The organism is Chelatococcus sp. YT9, assembly GCF_018398315.1.
Taxonomy (GTDB): Bacteria; Pseudomonadota; Alphaproteobacteria; order Rhizobiales; family Beijerinckiaceae; genus Chelatococcus.
The window spans coordinates 212,511-233,395 of record NZ_JAHBRW010000002.1 but is presented as its reverse complement, the minus strand read 5'-3'; the positions used below and the strand labels follow the sequence as shown (position 1 = coordinate 233,395).

General features: G+C 62.5%; 19 protein-coding genes. 4 read left to right on the top strand and 15 right to left on the bottom strand.

Features of this window, described 5'->3' with window-relative positions:
- Positions 1-86: 86 nt before the first annotated feature.
- Positions 87-1,643, bottom strand: a complete 1,557-nt coding sequence (locus tag KIO76_RS21130) for a TerC family protein (RefSeq protein WP_213327051.1) — start codon at positions 1,641-1,643, stop codon at positions 87-89.
- 478 nt (positions 1,644-2,121) lie between these two features.
- On the opposite strand from KIO76_RS21130, the gene KIO76_RS21125 reads away from it, so the two are divergent.
- Complete coding sequence (locus tag KIO76_RS21125; RefSeq protein ID WP_213325573.1) at positions 2,122-3,447, top strand: LLM class flavin-dependent oxidoreductase; 1,326 nt, start codon at positions 2,122-2,124, stop codon at positions 3,445-3,447.
- A gap of 39 nt (positions 3,448-3,486) precedes the next feature.
- On the opposite strand, the gene KIO76_RS21120 is transcribed toward KIO76_RS21125, so the two are convergent.
- On the bottom strand, positions 3,487-4,365 hold the full coding sequence (locus KIO76_RS21120; RefSeq protein WP_213327050.1) for an NADPH-dependent oxidoreductase: 879 nt from the start codon (positions 4,363-4,365) through the stop codon (positions 3,487-3,489).
- Between the two features lie 344 nt (positions 4,366-4,709).
- Here KIO76_RS21120 and KIO76_RS21115 point away from each other — a divergent pair, with 344 nt between their 5' ends.
- Both KIO76_RS21115 and KIO76_RS21110 read left to right on the top strand, forming a co-directional pair.
- Positions 4,710-5,225, top strand: a complete 516-nt coding sequence (locus tag KIO76_RS21115) for a cupin domain-containing protein (protein ID WP_213325572.1) — start codon at positions 4,710-4,712, stop codon at positions 5,223-5,225.
- Between the two features lie 66 nt (positions 5,226-5,291).
- On the top strand, positions 5,292-6,206 hold the full coding sequence (locus KIO76_RS21110) for a PfkB family carbohydrate kinase (protein WP_213325571.1): 915 nt from the start codon (positions 5,292-5,294) through the stop codon (positions 6,204-6,206).
- Between the two features lie 14 nt (positions 6,207-6,220).
- Here the strand turns inward: KIO76_RS21110 and KIO76_RS21105 are convergent, their stop codons facing one another.
- From KIO76_RS21105 to KIO76_RS21080, 6 genes are all read right to left on the bottom strand, one after another.
- The gene (locus KIO76_RS21105; protein WP_213325570.1) at positions 6,221-7,225 is read right to left on the bottom strand and encodes a 1-aminocyclopropane-1-carboxylate deaminase/D-cysteine desulfhydrase; all 1,005 of its coding nucleotides are present in this window, start codon (positions 7,223-7,225) and stop codon (positions 6,221-6,223) included.
- A gap of 131 nt (positions 7,226-7,356) precedes the next feature.
- Positions 7,357-8,343, bottom strand: a complete 987-nt coding sequence (locus tag KIO76_RS21100; protein ID WP_213325569.1) for a hypothetical protein — start codon at positions 8,341-8,343, stop codon at positions 7,357-7,359.
- Positions 8,340-9,707: a M20/M25/M40 family metallo-hydrolase gene (locus tag KIO76_RS21095; RefSeq protein ID WP_213325568.1), complete on the bottom strand. Its 1,368-nt coding sequence runs from the start codon at positions 9,705-9,707 to the stop codon at positions 8,340-8,342. The genes KIO76_RS21100 and KIO76_RS21095 overlap by 4 nt, the downstream gene beginning before the upstream one ends.
- On the bottom strand, positions 9,704-10,624 hold the full coding sequence (locus KIO76_RS21090) for an ABC transporter permease (protein ID WP_213325567.1): 921 nt from the start codon (positions 10,622-10,624) through the stop codon (positions 9,704-9,706). The genes KIO76_RS21095 and KIO76_RS21090 overlap by 4 nt, the downstream gene beginning before the upstream one ends.
- Positions 10,621-11,466, bottom strand: coding sequence for an ABC transporter permease (locus KIO76_RS21085; RefSeq protein WP_213325566.1), 846 nt, complete (start codon positions 11,464-11,466; stop codon positions 10,621-10,623). Before KIO76_RS21085 ends, KIO76_RS21090 begins: the two co-directional genes overlap by 4 nt.
- Positions 11,467-11,471: 5 nt before the next feature.
- Positions 11,472-12,959, bottom strand: a complete 1,488-nt coding sequence (locus tag KIO76_RS21080; protein WP_213325565.1) for an ABC transporter substrate-binding protein — start codon at positions 12,957-12,959, stop codon at positions 11,472-11,474.
- A gap of 160 nt (positions 12,960-13,119) precedes the next feature.
- Here KIO76_RS21080 and KIO76_RS21075 point away from each other — a divergent pair, with 160 nt between their 5' ends.
- On the top strand, positions 13,120-13,806 hold the full coding sequence (locus KIO76_RS21075; protein WP_213325564.1) for an FCD domain-containing protein: 687 nt from the start codon (positions 13,120-13,122) through the stop codon (positions 13,804-13,806).
- 6 nt (positions 13,807-13,812) lie between these two features.
- Here the strand turns inward: KIO76_RS21075 and KIO76_RS21070 are convergent, their stop codons facing one another.
- The 7 genes from KIO76_RS21070 to KIO76_RS21040 all read right to left on the bottom strand — a co-directional run bounded on the left by KIO76_RS21070 (position 13,813) and on the right by KIO76_RS21040 (position 20,882).
- A complete protein-coding gene (locus tag KIO76_RS21070) occupies positions 13,813-14,577 on the bottom strand; it encodes a VOC family protein (RefSeq protein WP_213325563.1) in 765 nt (254 codons plus the stop codon).
- Between the two features lie 29 nt (positions 14,578-14,606).
- Positions 14,607-15,479 carry a sulfurtransferase gene (locus tag KIO76_RS21065; RefSeq protein ID WP_213325562.1) on the bottom strand — a complete coding sequence of 291 codons (873 nt, stop codon included), beginning with the start codon at positions 15,477-15,479 and terminating at the stop codon, positions 14,607-14,609.
- 100 nt (positions 15,480-15,579) lie between these two features.
- Positions 15,580-16,590, bottom strand: a complete 1,011-nt coding sequence (locus KIO76_RS21060) for a ketopantoate reductase family protein (protein ID WP_213325561.1) — start codon at positions 16,588-16,590, stop codon at positions 15,580-15,582.
- Positions 16,590-17,381 carry an SDR family NAD(P)-dependent oxidoreductase gene (locus KIO76_RS21055; protein WP_213325560.1) on the bottom strand — a complete coding sequence of 264 codons (792 nt, stop codon included), beginning with the start codon at positions 17,379-17,381 and terminating at the stop codon, positions 16,590-16,592. Before KIO76_RS21055 ends, KIO76_RS21060 begins: the two co-directional genes overlap by 1 nt.
- Before the next feature lie 12 nt (positions 17,382-17,393).
- Positions 17,394-19,154, bottom strand: coding sequence for a M28 family peptidase (locus tag KIO76_RS21050; RefSeq protein WP_213325559.1), 1,761 nt, complete (start codon positions 19,152-19,154; stop codon positions 17,394-17,396).
- A complete protein-coding gene (locus KIO76_RS21045; protein ID WP_213325558.1) occupies positions 19,151-19,990 on the bottom strand; it encodes an ABC transporter permease in 840 nt (279 codons plus the stop codon). The genes KIO76_RS21050 and KIO76_RS21045 overlap by 4 nt, the downstream gene beginning before the upstream one ends.
- 1 nt (position 19,991) lies before the next feature.
- Positions 19,992-20,882 (bottom strand): ABC transporter permease, encoded by an 891-nt coding sequence (locus KIO76_RS21040; protein ID WP_213325557.1) that lies wholly within the window; start codon positions 20,880-20,882, stop codon positions 19,992-19,994.
- Positions 20,883-20,885: the final 3 nt, after the last annotated feature.

The window sequence follows — 20,885 nt, the reverse complement described above, 5'->3', positions numbered from 1 at the left end:
CAAGTCAGCCCGGAACGAATGTCGCCGAGTACGCAAGTCGCGCTGGCGAGGCGCGGTCCCCATGAGGGGCCGCTCCTGCACATCGGTCAGCCGTCCAAGTCATCGATCAGGCTGATCCGGACCTTGCCGATGCTGCGCTTGTCGAGCGAGACGATATCGAACCGCAGGCCTTTGAGCTCCAGAGTTTCGTGAACTGCCGGCAGGTGGCCCAAGTGGGTTAGAATATAGCCGCCGAGGGTGGAATAGCGGTTGGAATCGTCGACGAGATCGTGCCCGAGCGCACCGCTGAGCTGACGCACATCGATGAAGCCGTCGACGATCCAGGAACCATCTTCCTGGCGATCAAGAGCCGCGGCTTCCTCATCCATATCAGGAAACTCGCCGGCGATGGCTTCGAGGATATCCGTGGGTGTCGCGATCCCTTCGAAGGAGCCGTATTCGTCAACGATCATGGCGAGTTGCACAGGGGATCGCCGCAACTGTTCCATGACCTTGAGAACATCCGTCGCCTCGTGGACGATGACCGGCTGACGCGTGAGGTGGCCCCAATCGATCGGCCCGCCGTCGATAAGTGAATTCAACAGCTCCTTCGTGATCGCCACGCCTACGAAATCATCGACCTTATCGCGCGCCAGAATGACCCGGCCATGCGTCAGTTTTCGGATCGAAGCCTGCAGCTGTTCGGCGCTTTCATTGAGATTTAGCCACTCGACCTCATTGCGTGGAGACATGATGGAGCTGACGGGACGTTCTCCGAGATCGAGAACGCCCCGGATCATTTCCTTTTCTTCTGGCTTGAACAGGGCGCTTTGAGCAGCCTGTTCCGCCATGACGTCGATTGTCTCGCCCATTGGCGCTTGCCCCACCCGCCCGCCGAGCATGCGCAATACGGCTTCCGATGTGCGCTCACGGAGATCGCCCGTGGTGATCAGCTTTTCTCGATTGTGGCGACCGATTTGATTGGCAGCCTCGATCAGGACCGAGAAGCCGATCGCCGCATAGAGATATCCCTTCGGGATATGCATGCCAAAGCCTTCGACCACGAGGCTGAAGCCGATCATCAGCAGGAAGCCGAGACAGAGGATGACGACGGTCGGATGCTTCGATACGAAGGCCATGAGCGGCCCAGAGGCGACCATCATCACGGCCATGGCCACGCAAACCGCGACGATCATCACCCAGAGCTCGTCAACCATGCCGACGGCGGTGATGACGCTATCAAGCGAGAAAACCGCGTCCAGGACGACGATCTGGACAATGACTTGCCAGAAGACGGCGTGAACAACCTTGCCTTCTTTGGGCTTGTGGGCTCCCTCAAGCCGCTCGTGGAGCTCCATCGTTCCCTTCGCCAGAAGGAACACACCGCCGATGATCAAAATGAGATCACGGCCCGAGAAGGAGAAGTCGCTGACACTGAAGATCGGTCGCGTCAACTTCACGATCCAGGAGATCGAAAACAGAAGTCCGATGCGCATGATCAGCGCGAGGGAGAGGCCGATGATGCGCGCCTTGTTGCGCTGGCTGGGTGGGAGCTTGTCGGCCAGAATCGCAATGAACACGAGGTTGTCGATACCGAGAACGACTTCCAGAACAATAAGCGTGACAAGGCCGATCCAGATGTTCGGATCTGCGAGCAATTCCATCATTCAGCCTTACAGGGTATTGGGTGAACGCAAAAAGCCCCGGATCGAATATCCGAGGCACACGTCTTCCAGATCGCAGCTTAAAACATGAGAGTTAGGCTGGCGGCGCAAAAGCGGCACCAGCCAGCATCGGTATCGACTGTCGTCTGTACTGTCGCCGTCGTCGGGCATGCTCTCAGATTATCTCGCAGGTCCGCATATCCTATCACTTTGATGGTTAGCACACCGTCCCACGATAGAAAAGAACATGCCGGCGCGATTCGAGGCGAATGACGTGCTCGTATCCCCGGCGTATGCCAGTCGCCATGGCGACCTTGCAGCGCCGATCATGCCGCCCTACTTCATGTATCACACCGCCACAGCGGTTATCGCGCATTATACAAAAGAATTCTGTATTTATATGTCGTGAGACCACAGAGATGTCGAAGACTGAATAGTTTTCCCTCGAAAGATCGGCCTTGAACACAAGGGTCTTGCAATGTCGCAGTCTCGCCGCCTTCACCTCGGGGCCTTCATGCGGCCGGCCAGCATTCACACCGGCGCCTGGCGTTACCCGGGGGCCTATCCCGACGCCAATTTCAACCTGCGGCATCTCGCGACGTTCGCCCAGAAGCTTGAGCGCGCCAAGTTCGATGCCTTCTTCATGGCGGACCATCTCGCCGTCCTGAACATGCCTCTGGAGGCGCTGAAGCGCAGTCACACGGTCACCTCTTTCGAGCCGTTCACCTTGCTGGCGGCGCTGGCAATGGTGACAGAGCGGATTGGGCTGGTCGCCACGGCGTCGACAACCTTTGACGCGCCGTTCCACATCGCGAGGCGCTTCGCGTCGCTCGACCACATCAGCGGCGGCAGAGCCGGCTGGAACATCGTGACGACAGCCAATCCTGATGCGGCTTTGAATTTTGGGCTGGAAGAGCATATCGCCCATGACGAACGCTATATCAGGGCGCGAGAATTCTACGATGTTGTTACGGGGCTTTGGGATAGCTTTGCTGACGACGCCTTTATCCGGGACGTCGATCACGGCATCTATCTCGACCCTGGCAAACTTCATGTTCTCGACCATAAGGGGCCGTATCTGTCGGTCCGTGGCCCGTTGAACATCGCGCGACCAGTCCAGGGCTGGCCCGTCATCGTTCAGGCCGGCGCTTCGGAGGCCGGACGTCAGATTGCGGCCGAAACCGCGGAGGTAGTCTTCGCCGCGGCCTCCACGCTGTCCGAGGGGCAACGTTTCTATGCCGATGTGAAGAGCAGGGTGGAAAAGGCCGGCCGCCAACGCGATCATCTCAAGATCCTGCCTGGAGCCTTCGTGGTCGTGGGCGATTCTGTCGCTGAAGCACAGGCCAAGCGGGCGCATCTCGATAGCCTCGTGGACTATGAGAGCGCGATCGCCTCGCTGTCGATTGCCATCGGACAGGATGCTTCTCGCTTTGACCCGGACGGGCCTTTACCGGACATTCCAGAGACCAACGCGAGCAAAAGCGGGCGTGAGAGAGCCATAGCCCTTGCCAAGCGCGATAATCTGACGGTTCGGCAACTTGCCCAGCGCATGGGAGGCTACGCCGGTCTTGCTTTCGTGGGTACCGCGGCGACCATCGCCGACGCGATGGAGGAATGGCTCATGACAGAAGCCAGCGATGGCTTCAACGTGATGTTCCCTTATCTGCCGGGCGGGCTTGACGATTTCGTCGACAAGGTCATCCCCGAACTGCAGAGGCGAGGCCTGTTCCGCTTGGAGTATGAGGGAACGACGCTGCGCGAGCATCTTGGCCTGCCGCGGCCTGAGAACCGCTTCTTCAACTGATGCAATATCTGCGGAACCTCGAGGGCGAACTGCGCAATCTCACTTGAGGCCAAAGCCGAGCGCGTCGAGAGCGGTGCGTATGCGATCGCGGCCCGACAGCGATCCAGCGCCGCCAACGCGCTGAAGAACGCGTGCGGACCAGGGCATCTGGGCCATCGCCTGCTCCCGCTGAAAGGACTGCAGCGTCTCGTCATACTCCGCCACATAGTTGCGCGCAGCGCTGCCATATTGCTCGCGATGCAAGACAACGTCCGGTGGCAGCCGTGGCTTGACGCCGGACGCGCGCGCGGGATCGGGATAACCGACGCAGAGCCCGAAGACAGCAAAGGCCTGAGGTGGCAGCCCGAGTTCCGCCGCCACTTCGACCGGCTTGTTGCGCATCGCGCCGATATAGACGCCGCCGAGGCCAAGGCTCTCCGCCGCGACGAGGGCGTTCTGCGCCGCCAGCGCCGCATCGACGATGGCGACAAACACCATTTCAAGATAGGCGAGCCCATCGACGGCGTGTCCGCACTCGTCGCCGATCCGCTGCAGGCGGCTGAGGTCCGCAAGCCACACAAGCAGGAGCGGCGCCTCGTCTATCGCATTCTGGTTGGCGGAGAGTCTCGCCAGGCGCGATTTGCGCGCAGGGTCGGTGACGGAAACCACGCTCCAGGTCTGCAGGTTCGATGAACTCGACGCTGATTGCGCGGCAGCGACAAGTGTTTCCAGCGTGCCGTCCGGCAGCGCTCTTGGGAGAAAGGCCCGGACCGAGCGATGGGCGAGCATCGTGCCAATCACGTCATTCCAGGGAAGCGGCCCCTCCAGCAAGGCTTGGCCATAGCGCGCGCCCAACAGGCGTTCACGCGCATCTTCGGCATGTACGTCCGAGCGTCGGGCTTCGGGATTGTCACGGGTTTCCGGCGTGTCGATGCTCATGACGCGGACGGTGCTGGTTCGTAGCGCCAACGCTTCGTCGTAAATTTACCCGTTATGCCATCGCGCATAGGAGAGCCACCCGTTCAAACGTGAGCCGCGAGCAAGCGCCGTTTCAGTCGTCTTCTCGCAATGCGATAGCTCGATCAGATCAAGCTGTCGATCCCGATATCCTGGTGCTTACCACAGGGTGTCCGGACTATCTCGCGACTTACGCAATCCCTATGATGACTCGCGTCGGCGCCTCGATGCGAAAGATTGACGGGCAACTTTGGCTAGGCATCCGAACCTGGCGCGTGCCATATCCACGCAGCGGAGCTTTGGGACGGAAACCACGGAACACACCTATGAGCGAGCATTCACACGATCGTCCTCATTCTCATGGCCATGCGCGTGGGGAGGATCAATGGAAGCATGACGGTGTTCGGGTCATCAAGGGCGACCGGCTCGATGCCAACACGGCGCAGACCCCCGGCATGTTCCGGCAGGCGGCGATCAACCATGCGCGCGTCGGCGCGCAGAAGATCTGGGCCGGCACCGTGACGATCCAGCCCAACGCGAAGACCGGGGTGCATCATCATGGCGAACTGGAGAGCGTCATTTATGTGGTGCGCGGCAAGGCGCGCATGCGCTGGGGCGAGCGGCTGGAATATGTCGCGGAGGCCGGGCCCGGTGATTTCATTTACGTGCCGCCGTATGTACCGCATCAGGAAATCAACGCCGATCCCGCTCAGCCGCTAGATTGCGTGCTGGTTCGATCGGACAATGAGGCGGTCGTGGTCAATATCACCGACGTCGATCCGGTGGAGAAGCCGGAGGAGGTCTATTGGATCGATCCGATCCACAAGGAACCGGGGATCTGAGCGGCGCATTGCCTATGCGCAAAGGCCCGGCGCTATGCCCGGCGCTTTCGATAATGGTGTCGCGGCATGAATGAGCTCACCCCCGCCTCCCGCCCGGTGCGCGTGGTCTGTGTCGGGACCACGACGATGGACTTCATTTTCGCACTCGACAGTTTTCCGGTCGGGCCGTTGAAGTTCCGTGCCAAGAGCTTCCACGCCGTCGGCGGCGGCAATGCCGGTACGGCGGCGGTGGCGATCAAGCGCCTCGGAGGCGAGGCGCATCTGATGGCACGGGTCGGTGACGACGCGATCGGACGGCAGGCGCTCGACGAACTGAGGGCGCGCGGTATCAACACCGCATTGATGATGGTGCATCCGGGGGCGAAGACGACCCTGGCCTGCATCATGATCGACGGATCGGGCGAGCGACAGATCATCAGCTACACGGATCCCGACCTGCCCTCCACCGTCGCGGATGTGGATCTGCCGAAGGGCGTCGATGCCCTCCTCGCCGACGCCCGTTGGGCGGATGGCGCGCTCCACATGATGCGTCAGGCGCGCAAGGCCGGAATCCCGATCATCCTCGATGGCGACATCCCCGTCATTCCGGACGAATTGCTCGCGCTGTCAAGCATAGCCGCTTTCTCCCGGCAGGCGCTCGCGGAGAACACGGGGACCCCAGAGATTGAAGCGGGCCTGAAGCGGCTCGCAGGGCGAACCTCGGGGGTCCCGGTGGTGACGGATGGCGCCAATGGGCTTTATTGGCTTGAACGGGGCCTCATGCGGCATATGCCGGCCTTCAAGGTAGACGTGCGCGATACGCTTGGCGCCGGCGACGTCTTCCATGGGGCTCTGGCCCTGGCGATCGGCCGCGGCGACGATGTGGAGAAGGCCTTGCGCTTCGGCTCCGCCGCCGCGGCTGTCAAGGTGACACGGTTTGGCGGACGCGAGGGCTGCCCCGATGCGGGCGAGGTCGAGCGCCTGCTCGCGGGAGCAGCCTGAATCTCGCGACGGCTTCAGCTGGCGCGGTCCTGCGTCAGCAGCTCGGCATGCGGGAAGAGGGCGGGGGATCCGCCGCAATGGACGAACAGGACCTTGCTGCCCTTCGCAATCGAGCCGCGCGTCACGCAGTCGAGCAGGCCGGCGACGGCCTTGCCGGTATAGACCGGGTCGAGCAGCATGCCCTCGCTGCGGGCGGCCTTGGTGATCGCGGCGTTGCCCTCCGGGCTGGGGATCGCGTAGCCCGCCCCCACGTAGCCATTCTCGATGCGGATATCGGCCGGCTCGAAGCGCTTGTCGAAATCGAGCAATTCGGCGCCGGCATTGGCCATGACGGCGATGCGCTCGGAGAAGGGCACGGCGCTGCCGCTGACCGCTATGCCGGCGACCTTGGTGTCCGGCCAGAACAGCGCACAGCCGATGAGAAGACCGGCGAGCGTGCCGCCCGAGCCGACCGGCGCGACGATGAGATCGGGCGCGGCTTCCCCAGTGGCCGCATATTGCGCTGCGAGTTCCTTCACCGCCGCGACATAGCCCATCGCGCCGAGTGCGCTCGCCCCGCCGAGGGGAATGATATAGGGCTTCTCGCCACGGGCCGTGGCCTGGTCCGCGTGATACTGCATGCGCGGATTGATCTCGGTGAAATAAGCGTCCGGATCGAGGAAATCGATTTCGGCCCCGAAAAGATGATCAAGCAGGAGATTGCCCTGCAGCACCGCCGGGCTGTTGCCGCGCAGCACGAGAATAGGCTTCATCCCGAATTTGCGCGCCGCCGCCGCGGTCATCCGCGCGTGGTTGGACTGGTGGCCACCCGTCGTGATCAGCACCTTGACATCCTGGGCGACCGCATCGGCCATCAGAAACTCTAGCTTCCGGACCTTGTTGCCGCCCCCGCCGAAGCCCGTGAAGTCATCGCGCTTGACTGAGAGGTCGATGCCGTATTCGGCGCTGAGGCGCGGGAGCTTTTCAATCGGCGTCGGGAGAAAGCCGAGGGAGAGGCGCGGAATGTCTTCGAGTTTCATGGGATGTCCTCGGGAGCACGCGGCATCAAGGCCCGCGTCAAGAAGGATTGTACAAGGATATATCATATATCTCCCCTGTCAAAGACAGGGTGGCCTTCGGAATGGGCACTGTCCTTTGGTTGGGGATCTCCCTACAGATACGGCAGGGCCGTTCCGATATCCGCCTCCTCTGCCCGGCACAGCACGCGGGCGGCGAGCGCGATGTCGAACAGGTTGAGGCCGAAGCTGGAAAAATAGAGCGAGGCTCCGGCCGGCGGCCGCCAGCCGTCAACCACCAGCGCGGCGAGGTCGGCCGCTACCCGGTCAGGCGTGAACTGCCCCGCGCGGTACATCTGGAAGAGGCTCTTGGCGCTCTTTTCGGCAAAGTCCCCCCACAGGTCGACCGCCACCACGTCGCTGGCGGCGATCGCGGCAAAGGACACCTCGTGATAGCCGACCTGCACGATCAGCCGGCCGGGGCGCACAGCGTCGTCATCGAGGATCGGCTCCGGCGCGGTCGTGCAGCTCAGGACGACATCGGCCTCGGCGATGGCATCTGCGATCGCCGTGCAACGGACGAGCGCCACGCCGGCGGGAGAGGGCGTGTCCGCAAGAAGCGCATCCAGCTTGTCCGCGCTCCGGTTCCAGAGCCGGATTTCGCCGACGGACGGAAACAGCGCCAACACCATGGCGAGGTGAGCCTTCGCCTGGGCGCCGGCGCCGAGAAGGGCGATGCGGCCGGGCGGCCGCGGCAGAAGGCTCTCCATGGCGAGCGCGGAGACGGCCGCTGTCCGCATCCGCGTCAGCAGGGCGCTTTCGATCAGCCCGAGCGGACGGCCGTCGCTCAGGCGATTGATGAAGGTGGTGTTGGTGATGCTGGGGAGATCGCCCCGGCTTTCCGGCAGATGCACGGCCCATTTGAGGCCCACCGCATCATAACGGCCGCCGACGAAGGCGGGCAGACCGTAGGCCTTGGCGCGCGGATCGCCGCCCATCGGCATGACGCTCTCGGCCTCCATGCCGGCCTCTCCCGCCCGCAGCAGGCGGGTGGCTTCGCGAATATCGGCGAGCGCCAGCGGCCAGTCGCCGCCGCCGGCTGCGACGACATCGGCGCGGGAGAGATAGCGCAACGTGATCATGGGCTCGTCCTCGGCGCGGGCACCTTTGCCATCTCGTCCAGCCAGATCGCGATGGAGGTAAGGAAACGCTCGAAGCCTTCCAGCGTCATGAATTCATCGATGCCATGGGCGTTGCCGCCGCACCCCGCACCGCCGATGAGAAACGAATCCGCGTGGCGTGCAAAGGCATAGCCGGGGGCCGCGCCGATCGCCCAAGGCCAGATCTGCGGCGGTACTGACGTTGCGCCATAGGCGGCGAGCAAGGCGCCGACCCCTTCCGCGTCCCGGCTGAACCGCGTACCGGGATAGGCATCGGCAACGTCAAGGGAGACACCGGCGAGGCCGGCTGTCTGCAACGTCTCGCGAAAGGCCGCGAGATAGCGGGCGGGGTCGAGGGAAGGCGGACACCGCAGGTCGAAGGCCGCGCGCGCGGCATGCGGGATGACGGCATCACCCGCGGTTGGCTCCGTCGCGAGCGAGTTGATGGTGGCTGAGGCGGTTGTCAGCACATGCGTCAGCAAGGCTTCCGCATCGCCGTCCAGCGCGAAGCGCTCCGTCTTGCGGAAGCTAAGCTCCGCCTGGGGGTCGAAGCTTGCCGCGAGCTCGGCGACGATGGCGCGGGCTTCCGCATCGAGGGTGATCCTGTCGAGTTCGCCGGTCGGGGATCGGCCGAACAGAGCAAGGGCCGCAATGAGACGGCTCGCTGGATTGGCGATCCACGGCGCATTGCTGGAGTGGATGGCCGCACGCGGGCCTCCCCACGCGCCGCCTTCCACGCGGATCTCGCCTTTTGCGATGCCGGAGAAGCCGAGATAGACGCGCGGCGGGCCTCCGCCATATTCGCAGAAGGACGGGAACAGGCCGCCGATGCTGGCGCGGACCGGGCAGGTGGGGTCGAGGAGATAGGCGCGCAGCGCGCCGCTGCCGCTTTCCTCCTCGCCCTCCACGAGGATCTCGACATTGACGGCCAGGGCGCCGCTGTCGGCCATCTGTTTCAGGACGGCCAGCATGCCGGCCAGCGGACCCTTGTTGTTCTCCGCGCCGCGTGCCACGAAACAGGCGCCGACCTCCGGCAGATCAACGATGCCGCCGCTGAAGGGGTCAACAGACCAGCCGGCGGGCTCGGCGGGCATCACGTCGTACATGTTGTAGAGGATGACCGTATGGGCCGCGCCGATGTCGAGCCGCGCGTGGACGACCGCCGGCCGGCCGTCCCGGCGGCGGTCGTTGATGATCTCCGCGCCGAGCTCGTGCCTGAGCCAGTGGCTGATGGCCGCTGCTTGGCGGTCAAGCGCCTGATCGTTCCCCCGCACCGACGGAACGCGGCACCATGCCTCGGCAAGGTTGAGGGCATTCCGGGCCAGAGGGGAGAGCGGCCGGGTCACAGCCTGATCCTCGGGTTGAGCCAGAGATAGGCGAGGTCGACAAGAAAGTTCACGACCACAAACACGAAGGCGGCGAACAAGACCACCGCCTGAACCACGGGAAAATCGCGGTTCTGGATAGATTCCACCGCGAGCCGCCCGATGCCCGGCCAGGCGAAGATGATCTCGGTCACGAGCGCGCCGCCAAGCAGTGATGCAAAGTATATCCCCTGTACGGTGATCACCGGGATCAGGGCGTTGCGCAGGGCATGGTGGACGACGAGGGACCAGCCCTTGACGCCCTTCGCGCGGGCCGTGCGAATGTAGTGCTCGCCCAGCACCTCGATCAGGCTGGCGCGCACCAGACGCGTGATCGCGCTGAGGTAATAGGCGCCGAGCGCGATCGACGGCATGATCAGCTGCTTGAAGGTGCCGATGCCGCTGCTCGGCAGCCAACGCAGATTGAGCGAGAAGACGATGATCAGAAGGAGGGCCAGCCAGAACACCGGGATGGCTTGCCCCAGCAGGGAGATGACGCGGATGGCGAAATCGATGGGGCTGTCCTTGCGCACGGCAGCGATGGTGCCGAGAAGGAAGCCGAGCAGCGAGCTCCACAGGAGCGCGGCGCAGGCGAGAAGCGCCGTGGCGGGAAGGCGCTCGATCAGCAGGTCGAACGCCGGACGCTGGAAGCGGAGCGAATTGCCGAACTCGCCGGAAAAGACGCCGCCGAGGAAGCGGCCGTATTGAACCCAGATCGGATCATTGAAGCCCATCGCCTGGCGGAAGGCTTCGATCTCGGCGCGCGAGGCATCGGGCGGCATCATCAGGGCAGCGGGGTCGCCCGTGAGGAAAAGCGCGAAGAAGACGATCGCCGACACGCCGAGCAGCACGATGACGCCCTGCGCGGCGCGATTGGCGATGAAGATCAGTGCCTTCACGTCGTGGCGCCCCTTCGGTCGGCGCGGCGCACCAGCCAGTCTCCCAGGAGATTACAGCCGACGACGAGACCGCCGATGACAAGGCCGGGGTAAAGCACGAGCCAGTTGGCAAGAAGAATGAAGGAGCGCCCTTCGCCGATCAGATTGCCGAGCGTCGGCGTCGGCGGCTGCACGCCGAGGCCGAGGAAACCGACAGAGGCCTCCAGGATGATGAGTCGCGGAAGGTCGAGCGTGACAAGGACGATCTGCGAACCCGCAATATTCGGCAGCACATGCCGCAGGAGCACCGCGAAGTCCGAGAGGCCGATGGCCCGCGATGCATCGATATACTCGAGATCCCGCACCTCGAGCGTCCTGGCGCGAGCAACCCGTGCAAAGATCGCCCAGCCGGTGACACCGAGCACCACGATGAGATTGAGCATCGAGGGGCCGACCACCGCGACGATCAGTAGGATGAGCAGAATGAAGGGGATTGCGAGCTGGATGTCGACGGCGCGCATGATCACCGCGTCCAGCCAGCCGCCGAAATAGCCCGCGATCATGCCGAGCAGCGTACCGAGGACCACGGCGATGACGGAAGCGAAGAGAACGATCCCGAGGGAAATTGCTGTGCCGAGGCCGAGCCGGGCCAGGAGATCGCGCCCGAGCTGGTCCGTGCCAAGGGGGTGCAACTGCCCCCCCACGACACTCATCGGCGGTTTGAACGTCGCCGTGATCTGGCCACGGATCGGGTCGACCGGCCAGAGGAGCGGCACCAGAATGGCGAGCGCAAAAACTGCGACGAGAAGACTGATGGCGAAGAGGGCGTCCGCATTCCGGCCGGCGTTCCAGAACCGCGTCATCGCGTTCAGCGCTTGCTCATCTCGAAGACCGGGATGCGCGCGTCAGGTCGCCCTTCGAAGTTGAGGGTCTTGGCTTTGCCATAGAGGGAATCCTCCTGATAGAGCGTGATCAGCGGAACCTGTTCGGCGGCGAGCTTCTGGATATCGTGCAGAACTGTCTTGCGCGCCTCGGGATCGACGATCTTGCGGCTTTCGTCGAGGAGCTTGTCGAGCTCCGGGATGGACGCCGTGGAGTAGGGCTCACCCGTCCGCAGGATCGCATAGACGGCCGCATCAGCATCAAGGGTCTGCGTCGAGCCCCATCCGAGCATGAAGATCGGGCCTTTGCGCGGCACCTGCTGCACATAGACGGACCAGTCCAGAACCTCCTGGTCGGTCTTCACGCCGATGTCGCCGAACTGTTGGGCGATCGCCTGCGCGACCTCGCCGTCCTTCATGTAGCGCAGGGTCGACTGCATCTTGATGGGAAAGCCGTCCGGGAAGCCGGCCTCCGCGAGGAGCGCCTTGGCCTTCTGGGGATCATAGGCTGGAGGAGGAATGTCGAGATAGCCGAAATCGGCAGGACCAACCTGCGTTCCCTTCGGCGTCGCCATACCCTTCAGGATATTGTCGACGATGCCCTTGCGATCGATCGCCATGTTGAGGGCTTGGCGGACCTTGACGTTGTCGAGCGGCTTGTCCTTCATGACGAGCCCGAGATAGATCGTCAGGCCGCCGTTCTTCACCTGCACGAGGTCGGCATCGGAGCTTGCCGAGATCATCGGCGCGAGATCGACGGGCACGCCCTCGATCAGATCCACCTCGCCGGTGACGAGTGCCGTGATGCGGGCCGTGCCGTCGGGAATGGCACGCCAAGTCACCTGATCGATCGACGGCTTGCCCCGCCAATAGCCCGGATTGGCCTTCAGGATGACGTGCTGGTCGGGAATGAAAGCAGTGAGTTGGTAGGGGCCGGTGCCGACGGGCTTCGACGCGAAGCCGTCGTTGCCGACCTGCTTCACATAGGCGGGCGGCACGATATAGGCCGGATAGCGGCTCATCCGGGTGGGCAGGAGGGGATCTGGCTCGGTTGTCCTGATGCGTACCGTGTAGGGATCGATCACATCCACGCCCGCCACAGTCCTGATGTAGGAGAGCGTCGGGGATTTGGCGGCCGGGTCTATGATGCGGTCAATCGTGAACTTTACCGCCTCGGCGTTGAAATCCTCGCCGTTGTGGAATTTGACGCCCTGGCGGAGCTTGAATTCCCATGTGGTGTCGTCGATCGATTTCCAGGATTCGGCGAGCCCTGGGACGAGCTGCATCGCCTTGTCACGCATGACAAGCGTGTCGAAGATGTTGTCGACGATTGTGGCCGCCTCGCGCAGGAACCCGGGGTCCATCGCGGTGGTCGAAACCGGCCGTGCAATCGTGATCTGGCTGGCTTGGGCCCATGCCGCTGATCCCGGCAATAAAATGGCTGCCGCCAAGGCTAACGCTTTCAGTTGTCTCATGACGGTGACCTTTTCTCTAGTGGCTGCAGGAGCTGCGCGACAAAGGAAGAAAAGTCTGTGAGTGTCCTGACGATATATGATATATCCGACATGCACAAGGTGTGAGCGCTCAGAGGGGCATGGTAAAAATTCAGGCAACCATCCGAACAATGAGGGTGTTGTGAGCATCGGTCCCTTCAACGCGGCCCCCCGCAAGAGCCTCGTTGGCTATGTCGAGGAAGAATTGCGCAATGCCTTGGTCGAGGGGCGCCTGGAGCCCGGCACTCGGCTTGTCACCAAGGAACTCGCCGATACCCTCGGGATGAGCATTACACCGGTGCGCGAGGCGCTAGTGCGATTTGCCGCCTCCGGCATCCTGACTGCCGAGCCTGCGCAGTCCTTCCGCGTGCCCGCCCTGAGTGCCGCACAATATTTGGAGCTCTCAGAGGTCCGTAAGGCTGTTGAGGGGCTGGCGGCGGCGAAGGCCGCACTGCGCATAGCTGCCACGGATATTGCGCGAATGCAGGAGCTACTCGCTCAGTATCTGGCTGCGAAGTCTGCAGGTGATCCTCATTCGGCGCTCATGAGAAACAAGGAGTTTCGGTTCGTCCTCTACGGAGCTGCCGAGATGCCGACCTTGCTCAGCGTGATCGAGACCTTGTGGTTGCGAGCAGGTCCGGGCTTCAACTATCTCTATCCCGAGGAACGCAGGCCTCTCACAATCCATAACAACTACAACGAATTGCTCGAGGCGTTGCATCGTCGGTCCGCCGATGCCGCACGCGCGGCGATCGAACACGCGATCGATGATGGTGCCAAGCGTGTCCTCGCAGCTATCAACGCGCGCGAGAGTTCCAGCGCGGCGTGAGCCGTTTCACCGGGACGCGAAACGGATCGTTGCTCCATGCGTCAAAGCAGGATCGCGCTCTGGCTGGGGCATCGTGGTTACGATGACTGCCTCGAAGAGGCCAGGGCTGCCTTTGTTGACCGATAGATCTTCAAGCACGTCGATCCAGCCGGCACCGAAACCGATGCGTGTCGCCGGACGACCATGAACTTCGGTCTCCGATAGCGAGATCGTCTCTCCGAGGATGCCCCGCAACGTTGCGATAACTGGGGCCACCGAGGAGGTTGCGACCCTGATGCCCGCAATGCCCACTGCCCCGTTGCGGTGTTGCGTCACTGCGGGAATGCGATGCGCGCGACCCCCGCGATCCTCGATAATGAAGGGCAGTGCGTCATCGCCGCCCGCGCCGATGCCGGTCATCAAGAGGTCCAGCGACCAGCGGTCGCCACTCGCGACCGAGTTGGAAACCTGAACTGGCCCTCGTGTTGGCACATGTAGCGACTGAAGGCGCGCTGTGATTTCTTCGATCCCCTCGACGACGAGAGAATAGTCGGCCCAGCCTTCGCCCCTTTGCAGCAGGGGACCGAGGCGGTGCTTCTCCGCCGCCCCGGGATCCGCAAAGGCACTGAGCAGCAGGTAGGAGCCGTCGGCGAGGCATATGAAGCGATTACGCATGGAGCCGGCGATGGCATCGTGCCGCTCGGCCACGGTAAAGCCCAAGCGTTCGAAGTCGCGTGCAGCCGTGTCCAGATCTTGCACGAGGACAATGAGATGATCGAAGGAAGCACGCATGGCTTATCCTCGGCTCGAAATCAGGGTGATCAGATCGTGCTGGCGACGTCGTTCGCCGGATCGACCGCGGCCTTGGGCAGATCGTCACGGCGTCCCCACTCGTTCCACGAACCATCGTAGATCGTCCAATCCGTCTTGCCCATGCGTAGCAGCTGGAAGGCGAGGACCGCCGCCGTCACACCAGAGCCACAGGTCGCAATGATTGGCTGGTCTGGATCGACGCCAGCTTTGCGGAAAGCCGCGTCTGCCTCCTCGGGCGAGATGAAGCCGAAGTCACCCTCCTGGCGCATCATCGAAGTCCAGGGCACATTGATGGCGCCGGGCATGTGCCCCGGCGCCAGTCCCGGATAGCCGGAGGGAAGCGCGCCGGAGAAGCGGTCGGGCATGCGTGCATCGACGACCTGTGCGGTGCCTTCACTCAGTGCGATGGCGACATCCACCCAGCCTGCGATGTCAGTGACAGGCGGCTTTGCCTCGAAGGTTCGTGCGATGGCCGCATCGGCATCGCCGCTTTCAAGGGCCCTGCCTTCCGCCTTCCAGCGGCGCAAGCCGCCGTCGAGAATGAAGACATTGTCATGACCAAAGCGGTGAAACATCCACCACACGCGCGCCGAGACATAGCCCGCATCGTAGATCACGACCGTCATATCATTGTCGATTCCGAGCGCGCCGACGATGGCGGAAAACTGTGTCGGATCCGGCATCATGTTTGGATAGGGTGATGCGCCATCCGAGGCGGTATTGAGGTCGAAGTGGCGGGCCGTTGGAATATGCTCCGCGCGGAACGCGTCGAGGCCGGTTTTGCCCGCCTCCGGCGCAAACCAAGCGCAATCCAACAGCGCTAGATCATGGGAGCCGAGCTTCGTTTCCAGCCACGAAGGCTCCACGAGAAAGGTTTCCACACCACGCCTCTCAATGCCGGCCGATCCTATATATGATATATCGACCTTAGGATCGGGTATCTAGTCCCAAAGAGATAAAGCTAATGTGGCGTGGCCGAGGTCAACCAACGATGTCGTAAAGGGCTTCCCAGCTCTGCACCCGGTCTCCATTCTCAATGCTTTCGACCGTCGCCTTGAGGCGCTTCAGATGCGGCACGGCCACGCCGGCTTTTTCCGCGGCGCGGATGACCGCACCCACTTGCCACTCCACCTCGGTCTTTCGACGATGAATCTTCAGGTCGCGCCAAACGCCGGTATGGGTATTGTCATGGCTTTTCCAGTAGGCGCGCTGGGCATCCCAGGAAGCGGTCTGAGCCGCGTCGTCAGTTGGCCGGTCCAGCCGGAATACCTTGGGATCGAAGCCATCGCAGTTTTCCGTGCGAATGCCGATTGCGTCCGCAACCCCGACGGCCTCTCCCGCGAGGATGCTGAGGACGGCTCGCGCGCGTCGATCGTCGTATATCTCAAGCACAGGCGCGTCGATGATCGCGGTACCGAAATAAACTGAGCCCAGGGCCATCTTGGACCAGAGGTATCCAAAAATATTCTCTGTCACGTCAACGGGTTGCTGCGCGGACAACGCTTGACGGAGCGTCGTGATGCGTGATGTTTCGCGGCCGTCGAGCTCGCCGATCTTGAAGCTTCCGGCGCCGCCATAGACGATATGGCCTGGTTCCTTGTAGTAGCCGCCAAAGGTAAGATAGGCGCCAATCGTGCGTTCTTTCCCGACGATGGCCGCGATCTTCTCTTCTTCAAGCCCGTTCTGGAGCGAGAGAACATAGCCATCCGCCGCAAGACGATCGGCATACGGGGACAGGCCGGCGATCGTATCGCGCGACTTCACGGCGAGAAGCACGCGCTCCATCGGCCCGTCATAGGTCGATGGCGCGTGAATGGCGGGACGGACCAGCGCGTCGAGATGTCCGCTGATCCTCAGGCCGTTCCGCCGGATGGCATCTGCATGTGCCTCATTGGCCTCGATGAAGACGACGTCGTGTCCGGAGCGCATGAGATGAGCGCCGACGATGCTGCCGATCGCTCCCGCGCCGATGATGACAAAGGGAGAGGCCATCAGCGCATGTTCCTTGAAAGGGGCATATGGGTGCGGCCGCAGTGGGAGCCGCCGGTGACCTTCAGGATTGATCCCGTCGTCCAGGGTGAGGCTTTGGAAGAGGCGAGGAAGACGGCGGCCTCTGCGATGTCGTCGGGGTGGCCGGTGCGGCCGAGTGGTGTACCCTTCAACATCAGCTCGGCATAGGGATGCAGATCCGCCCCGTTGTCTTTCGTCCAGACCTCGTCCATGACGAGACCGGGCGCCACCGCATTGACGCGGATGCCGTGCGGCCCGAACTCGATGGCCATGACCTCAGTCATCATGCTGACCGCCGCTTTCGAGCCGTTGTATCCGGCACCGCCCGCCCGTGCGGAGCTGGCGGCTCCCGATGACAGGTTGACGATCGAGCCCTTGATCCCCCGATCTATCCAGCGTCGCACCATCGCCTGCACGGGCAGCATCGTCCCGCGGACGTTGATTGCGAAGATCCGGTCCCAGTCATCGACCTCGACCTCGAGCACGGGAATATTGGGGAAGATTCCATGCGCGTTGATGAGCACATCCGGCAGGCCGAGTTGCTTCTCGGCATCGTCCATCATGCGCTGGACGTCTTCCTTGGAGGACACGTCGCCCGCGACCACTGCCGTGCGTCCCGAGGACGCGAGATCTGCCGCAACAGTTCTGGCCGCGGCAATGTTCAGGTCCGCAATGACGACCGCCGCGCCCTCTCGCTGGCAACAGCGGGCAATTGCCCTGCCAAGACGGCCGCCGCCGCCTGTGATGAACGCCGTCTGTCCTTCGAGAAGCATCGTAATATTGTCCTATTGCGCAGTGGCGCCAAGGTTTTGAAGGCAGGTTTCGATAGCTTTGATGGCATCGGCCAGGGCCAACGCGGTACGATTGCGGGCCCGCATCATGCCCACGTGCAGGAATTTCGCCGCGTCACTTTCGGGCGCGAGCGCTGCGAACTGCCGGAGTGGTTGCAGGCCAGGGTAAGCCTGCTGCGCGAGGGCGGGATCCTGGGTGAAGCGGTCTTTCTCCGTGTAATCCACCGGCACGAGCGCCCGTGACACCGCCTTGAGCGTCTCGTTGATGGCAGCGGCTTCTGCATCGCTTGCCGCCTCTGACTTGGCCTTGAGCCGGCTGGCCAGCTGTTCCAGACGGCCGGCGCGAGATAGCAGCAAGCTGAGATCAAAGCTGGCGCCAGCCGCGTCCTGTAACTCGCGCAGGGTCGCCGTGAGATAGCGGGCATGCTCCGCGTAATCGAGAGGCAGGACCCTGTCGGTGAGCAGCCGCCAGACAGCGTGCATGTAGATCTTTGTGTCGCGCACGAGGATTGCCTCATCGATCTTGTCCAGGGTATCGGCCGGATTATGCCACCACCATCCCGTACCGTGGCCCACCCGGTTGCCGCCGCCGAAGACAGAGGCCGAGGCATTCGTTTCCGCTTCCGGCGAGGCCGGCTGTTCGCTCATGTTCTGGAAAATTCCAGGCACGCCGATGCCCCAGAAAGACTGATCGCCAGCTCTGCTCTGTCGTCTGTTGTTGAAGGTCTGGCCGCTGTGCGCCATAACCGCTTCGGCCGCGAGCGGGCGCAGCTCGGCTGCGCAGCTCGTGTCTCCGACAACTGTGTTTCCCAGGCCGCCGGTCGAGTCGACATTGACATGGACCAGCGCGCGCTTGTCGATATCTTCCCAATGCTCATCCGAATACCACGATGAACTGGAATATCGGCCCTGCGAATGTCCAGACCAGAAAACAACGCGCAGCCCCCGTCGCCATATATCGCAATGCTGGGCCGCTATACGGGAGACCTCCATCATGGTCGCGTTGGCGCCGCCGTTGTCCATGACGCCGTAATACCAGGTGTCGTGATGTCCCGTGTAGAACACGTAAGGCTGCTCCTGCGGATTTGACCCCGTCATCAGGTCGGCCACGAGTATCGGCGTCTTGCGCCATCCGGTGTCAACTTCGGCGTGCAGGATAACTTCGAGGTGAGGATTGTCTTTCAGCCGCTGACGCAGCTCTTGGCCCTCATCGAAGGGGATCTGGACGATCACAGTCCTTGGTAGGCGGTCGACCGTCTCATGTGTGGGGCTCCCCCAGACGGACGATACGCACATCTCGTGAAGATGTTCGTGCGGGCTGACATGGATCTGGCCGGCAGCGCCCGCCTGCGACGCACGTAGCGCTGCTGCGGGGTTCGCAATGCCGTCAATCAGGACAACCTTGCCGGCGACATTCTGGCGCGCGAAATCAGCGGCTGTTCCAGCCCCGAGATCGGTGACTTCAGCCGTAAGGCCCCCGACCGGGGATGACCGCGAGAAGGAATGGGTGATCGCCCGAAGCGCGCGGCCGTCGAGAATAACCTCACCTTTGAGCGGAATACTGATATAGGCGTCGTGGAGAATGATCTCCGTGGCGAAACCGAAGGATTTCATCTGCTCTTCGCAGTAGCGTAGGCTGTCGAGCTCGGTTGGTGTGCCGGCCACCTTCGTATAGCGATCGAAAAGGCGCATGTGTTGCATCATCAGGGGGCCATCGACGGCCGCGATGACGGCTTCCAGTGAGGGGGCGCTCATGCGGTGGTTTCCTTCCGAGAGCCGCCGACATCAAGGGGCAGCTTCTGATTGCGCAGAACAAGGCTGAGCCCGCCGATGATGGCGACGGCGAACAGTATGAGAACCGTCGACAACGCGGCGATCGTCGGATCCTGCCATTTCTGCAGATAGAGAAACATTTCAACGGGCAGTGTATTGTCGCCCGGCCTGACAAGGAAAAGCGTCGTCTCGACCTGATCGAATGACGTTACGAACGCGAAAACGCCTGCGACGACGACCGAAACGGAGATCTCCGGCAGGATCACGCGGAAGAAAGTCTCCAGCGGACCCGCGCCGAGATCCATCGCCGCCTCCTGCAGCGTCCAGTCAAAATTGAACAGCGCCGCCGTGATCAGGGAGATCACAAAGGGCAGGACGACGAGCATATGGGTGAAGAGGAGGCTTGAATATCCGCCTAGAGTGCCGATGCGCACGAAGAACATGAACAGCGCAACGCCGAGCACGATCTTCGGCATGACGATGGGCGACAGCATGAAGGCCTTCACCACATTCGGCATAGGCAGGCGATAGCGCACGAGGGCGTAGCCGGCCATGGTGCCGATGATCAGGGCGCCAAGCGTGGCCAACGTCGCAAGGACAAGGCTGCGCCAGGCGCCGGCGTAGAATGCGGCTTGGCCCGCAAGGTTCTGATACCAGCGCAACGAGAAGCCTTCGGGTGGGAAGACGTTGTAGGCGACCGCCGAAAACGAGTTCACGACCACCACGAAGAGCGGCGCAATGATGAACAGAATGCCGACAACTGTGAATGTCCACAGAAATACATAGCGTATTCGAATGCCGGATGCTGCAGCCTGCATCTCACGCCTCGCTATATTTGAGAAGACGGTTGCAGAGTGCGACCACAATGATCGCAATCACCAGGAGAACGAGCCCGCCGACTGCAGCGACCGGCCAATTGATCTCGGCCGTGGCGTTGTAGACCTGAAGTGGGAGAACAAGCACACGTCCGCCCCCCAGCATGGCCGGAGTGACGAACGCACCGAGCGCCAGTGTGAAGGCGATCTGTACGGCCGCGACAACCCCAGGCAAAGTAAGAGGCAGGGTGATGCTGCGGAACGTGCGTAACCAGCCTGCTCCGAGATCCATGGCTGCCTCGCGCAGGGCCGGATCGATCCGGCTCATCGAAGAATAGATGGGAAAGACGACGAAAGGCAGGAACACATGGGAAAGGCTCAGGACGACGCCGGCCAGGTTGAAGACGAGCGTTACAGGCTCTGCTGTAAGGCCGGTCGTTCTCAACAGCCAGTTGACGGGCCCCTGATCCGCCAGCAGGACGATCCAGCCATAGGAACGCACGACGACGCTGACGATGATAGGCGAGAAGATGATCAGTGAAAGCCACCGCTTCATCCACGGGCGCTCGAGGCGCCACAGCGCAAAGGCAAGCGGATAGCCTATGGCGAGCGCAAGTGCCGTTGTCAGCGCAGCCATCCACAGCGTATCGAGAACGATCGTCTGATAGTAGGCGTCAAACAGAAAACGACGGTAGGTCGCGAGGGAGAATTCATCGATGAGCTTCCCGCGCCGAAATGTATAGAACGAATACTCGAAGAAGGTGAGCATCGGGAGGACGAAGGCATAGAGCATCAACGCCAAACTCGGCGCCAACATGAGCCACGGCATTGCGCGCCTGCGCCATTCCCGACGGGCGCTCGGCGCAACGATCTTGCGCGCAGGGAGATTGACCATCGC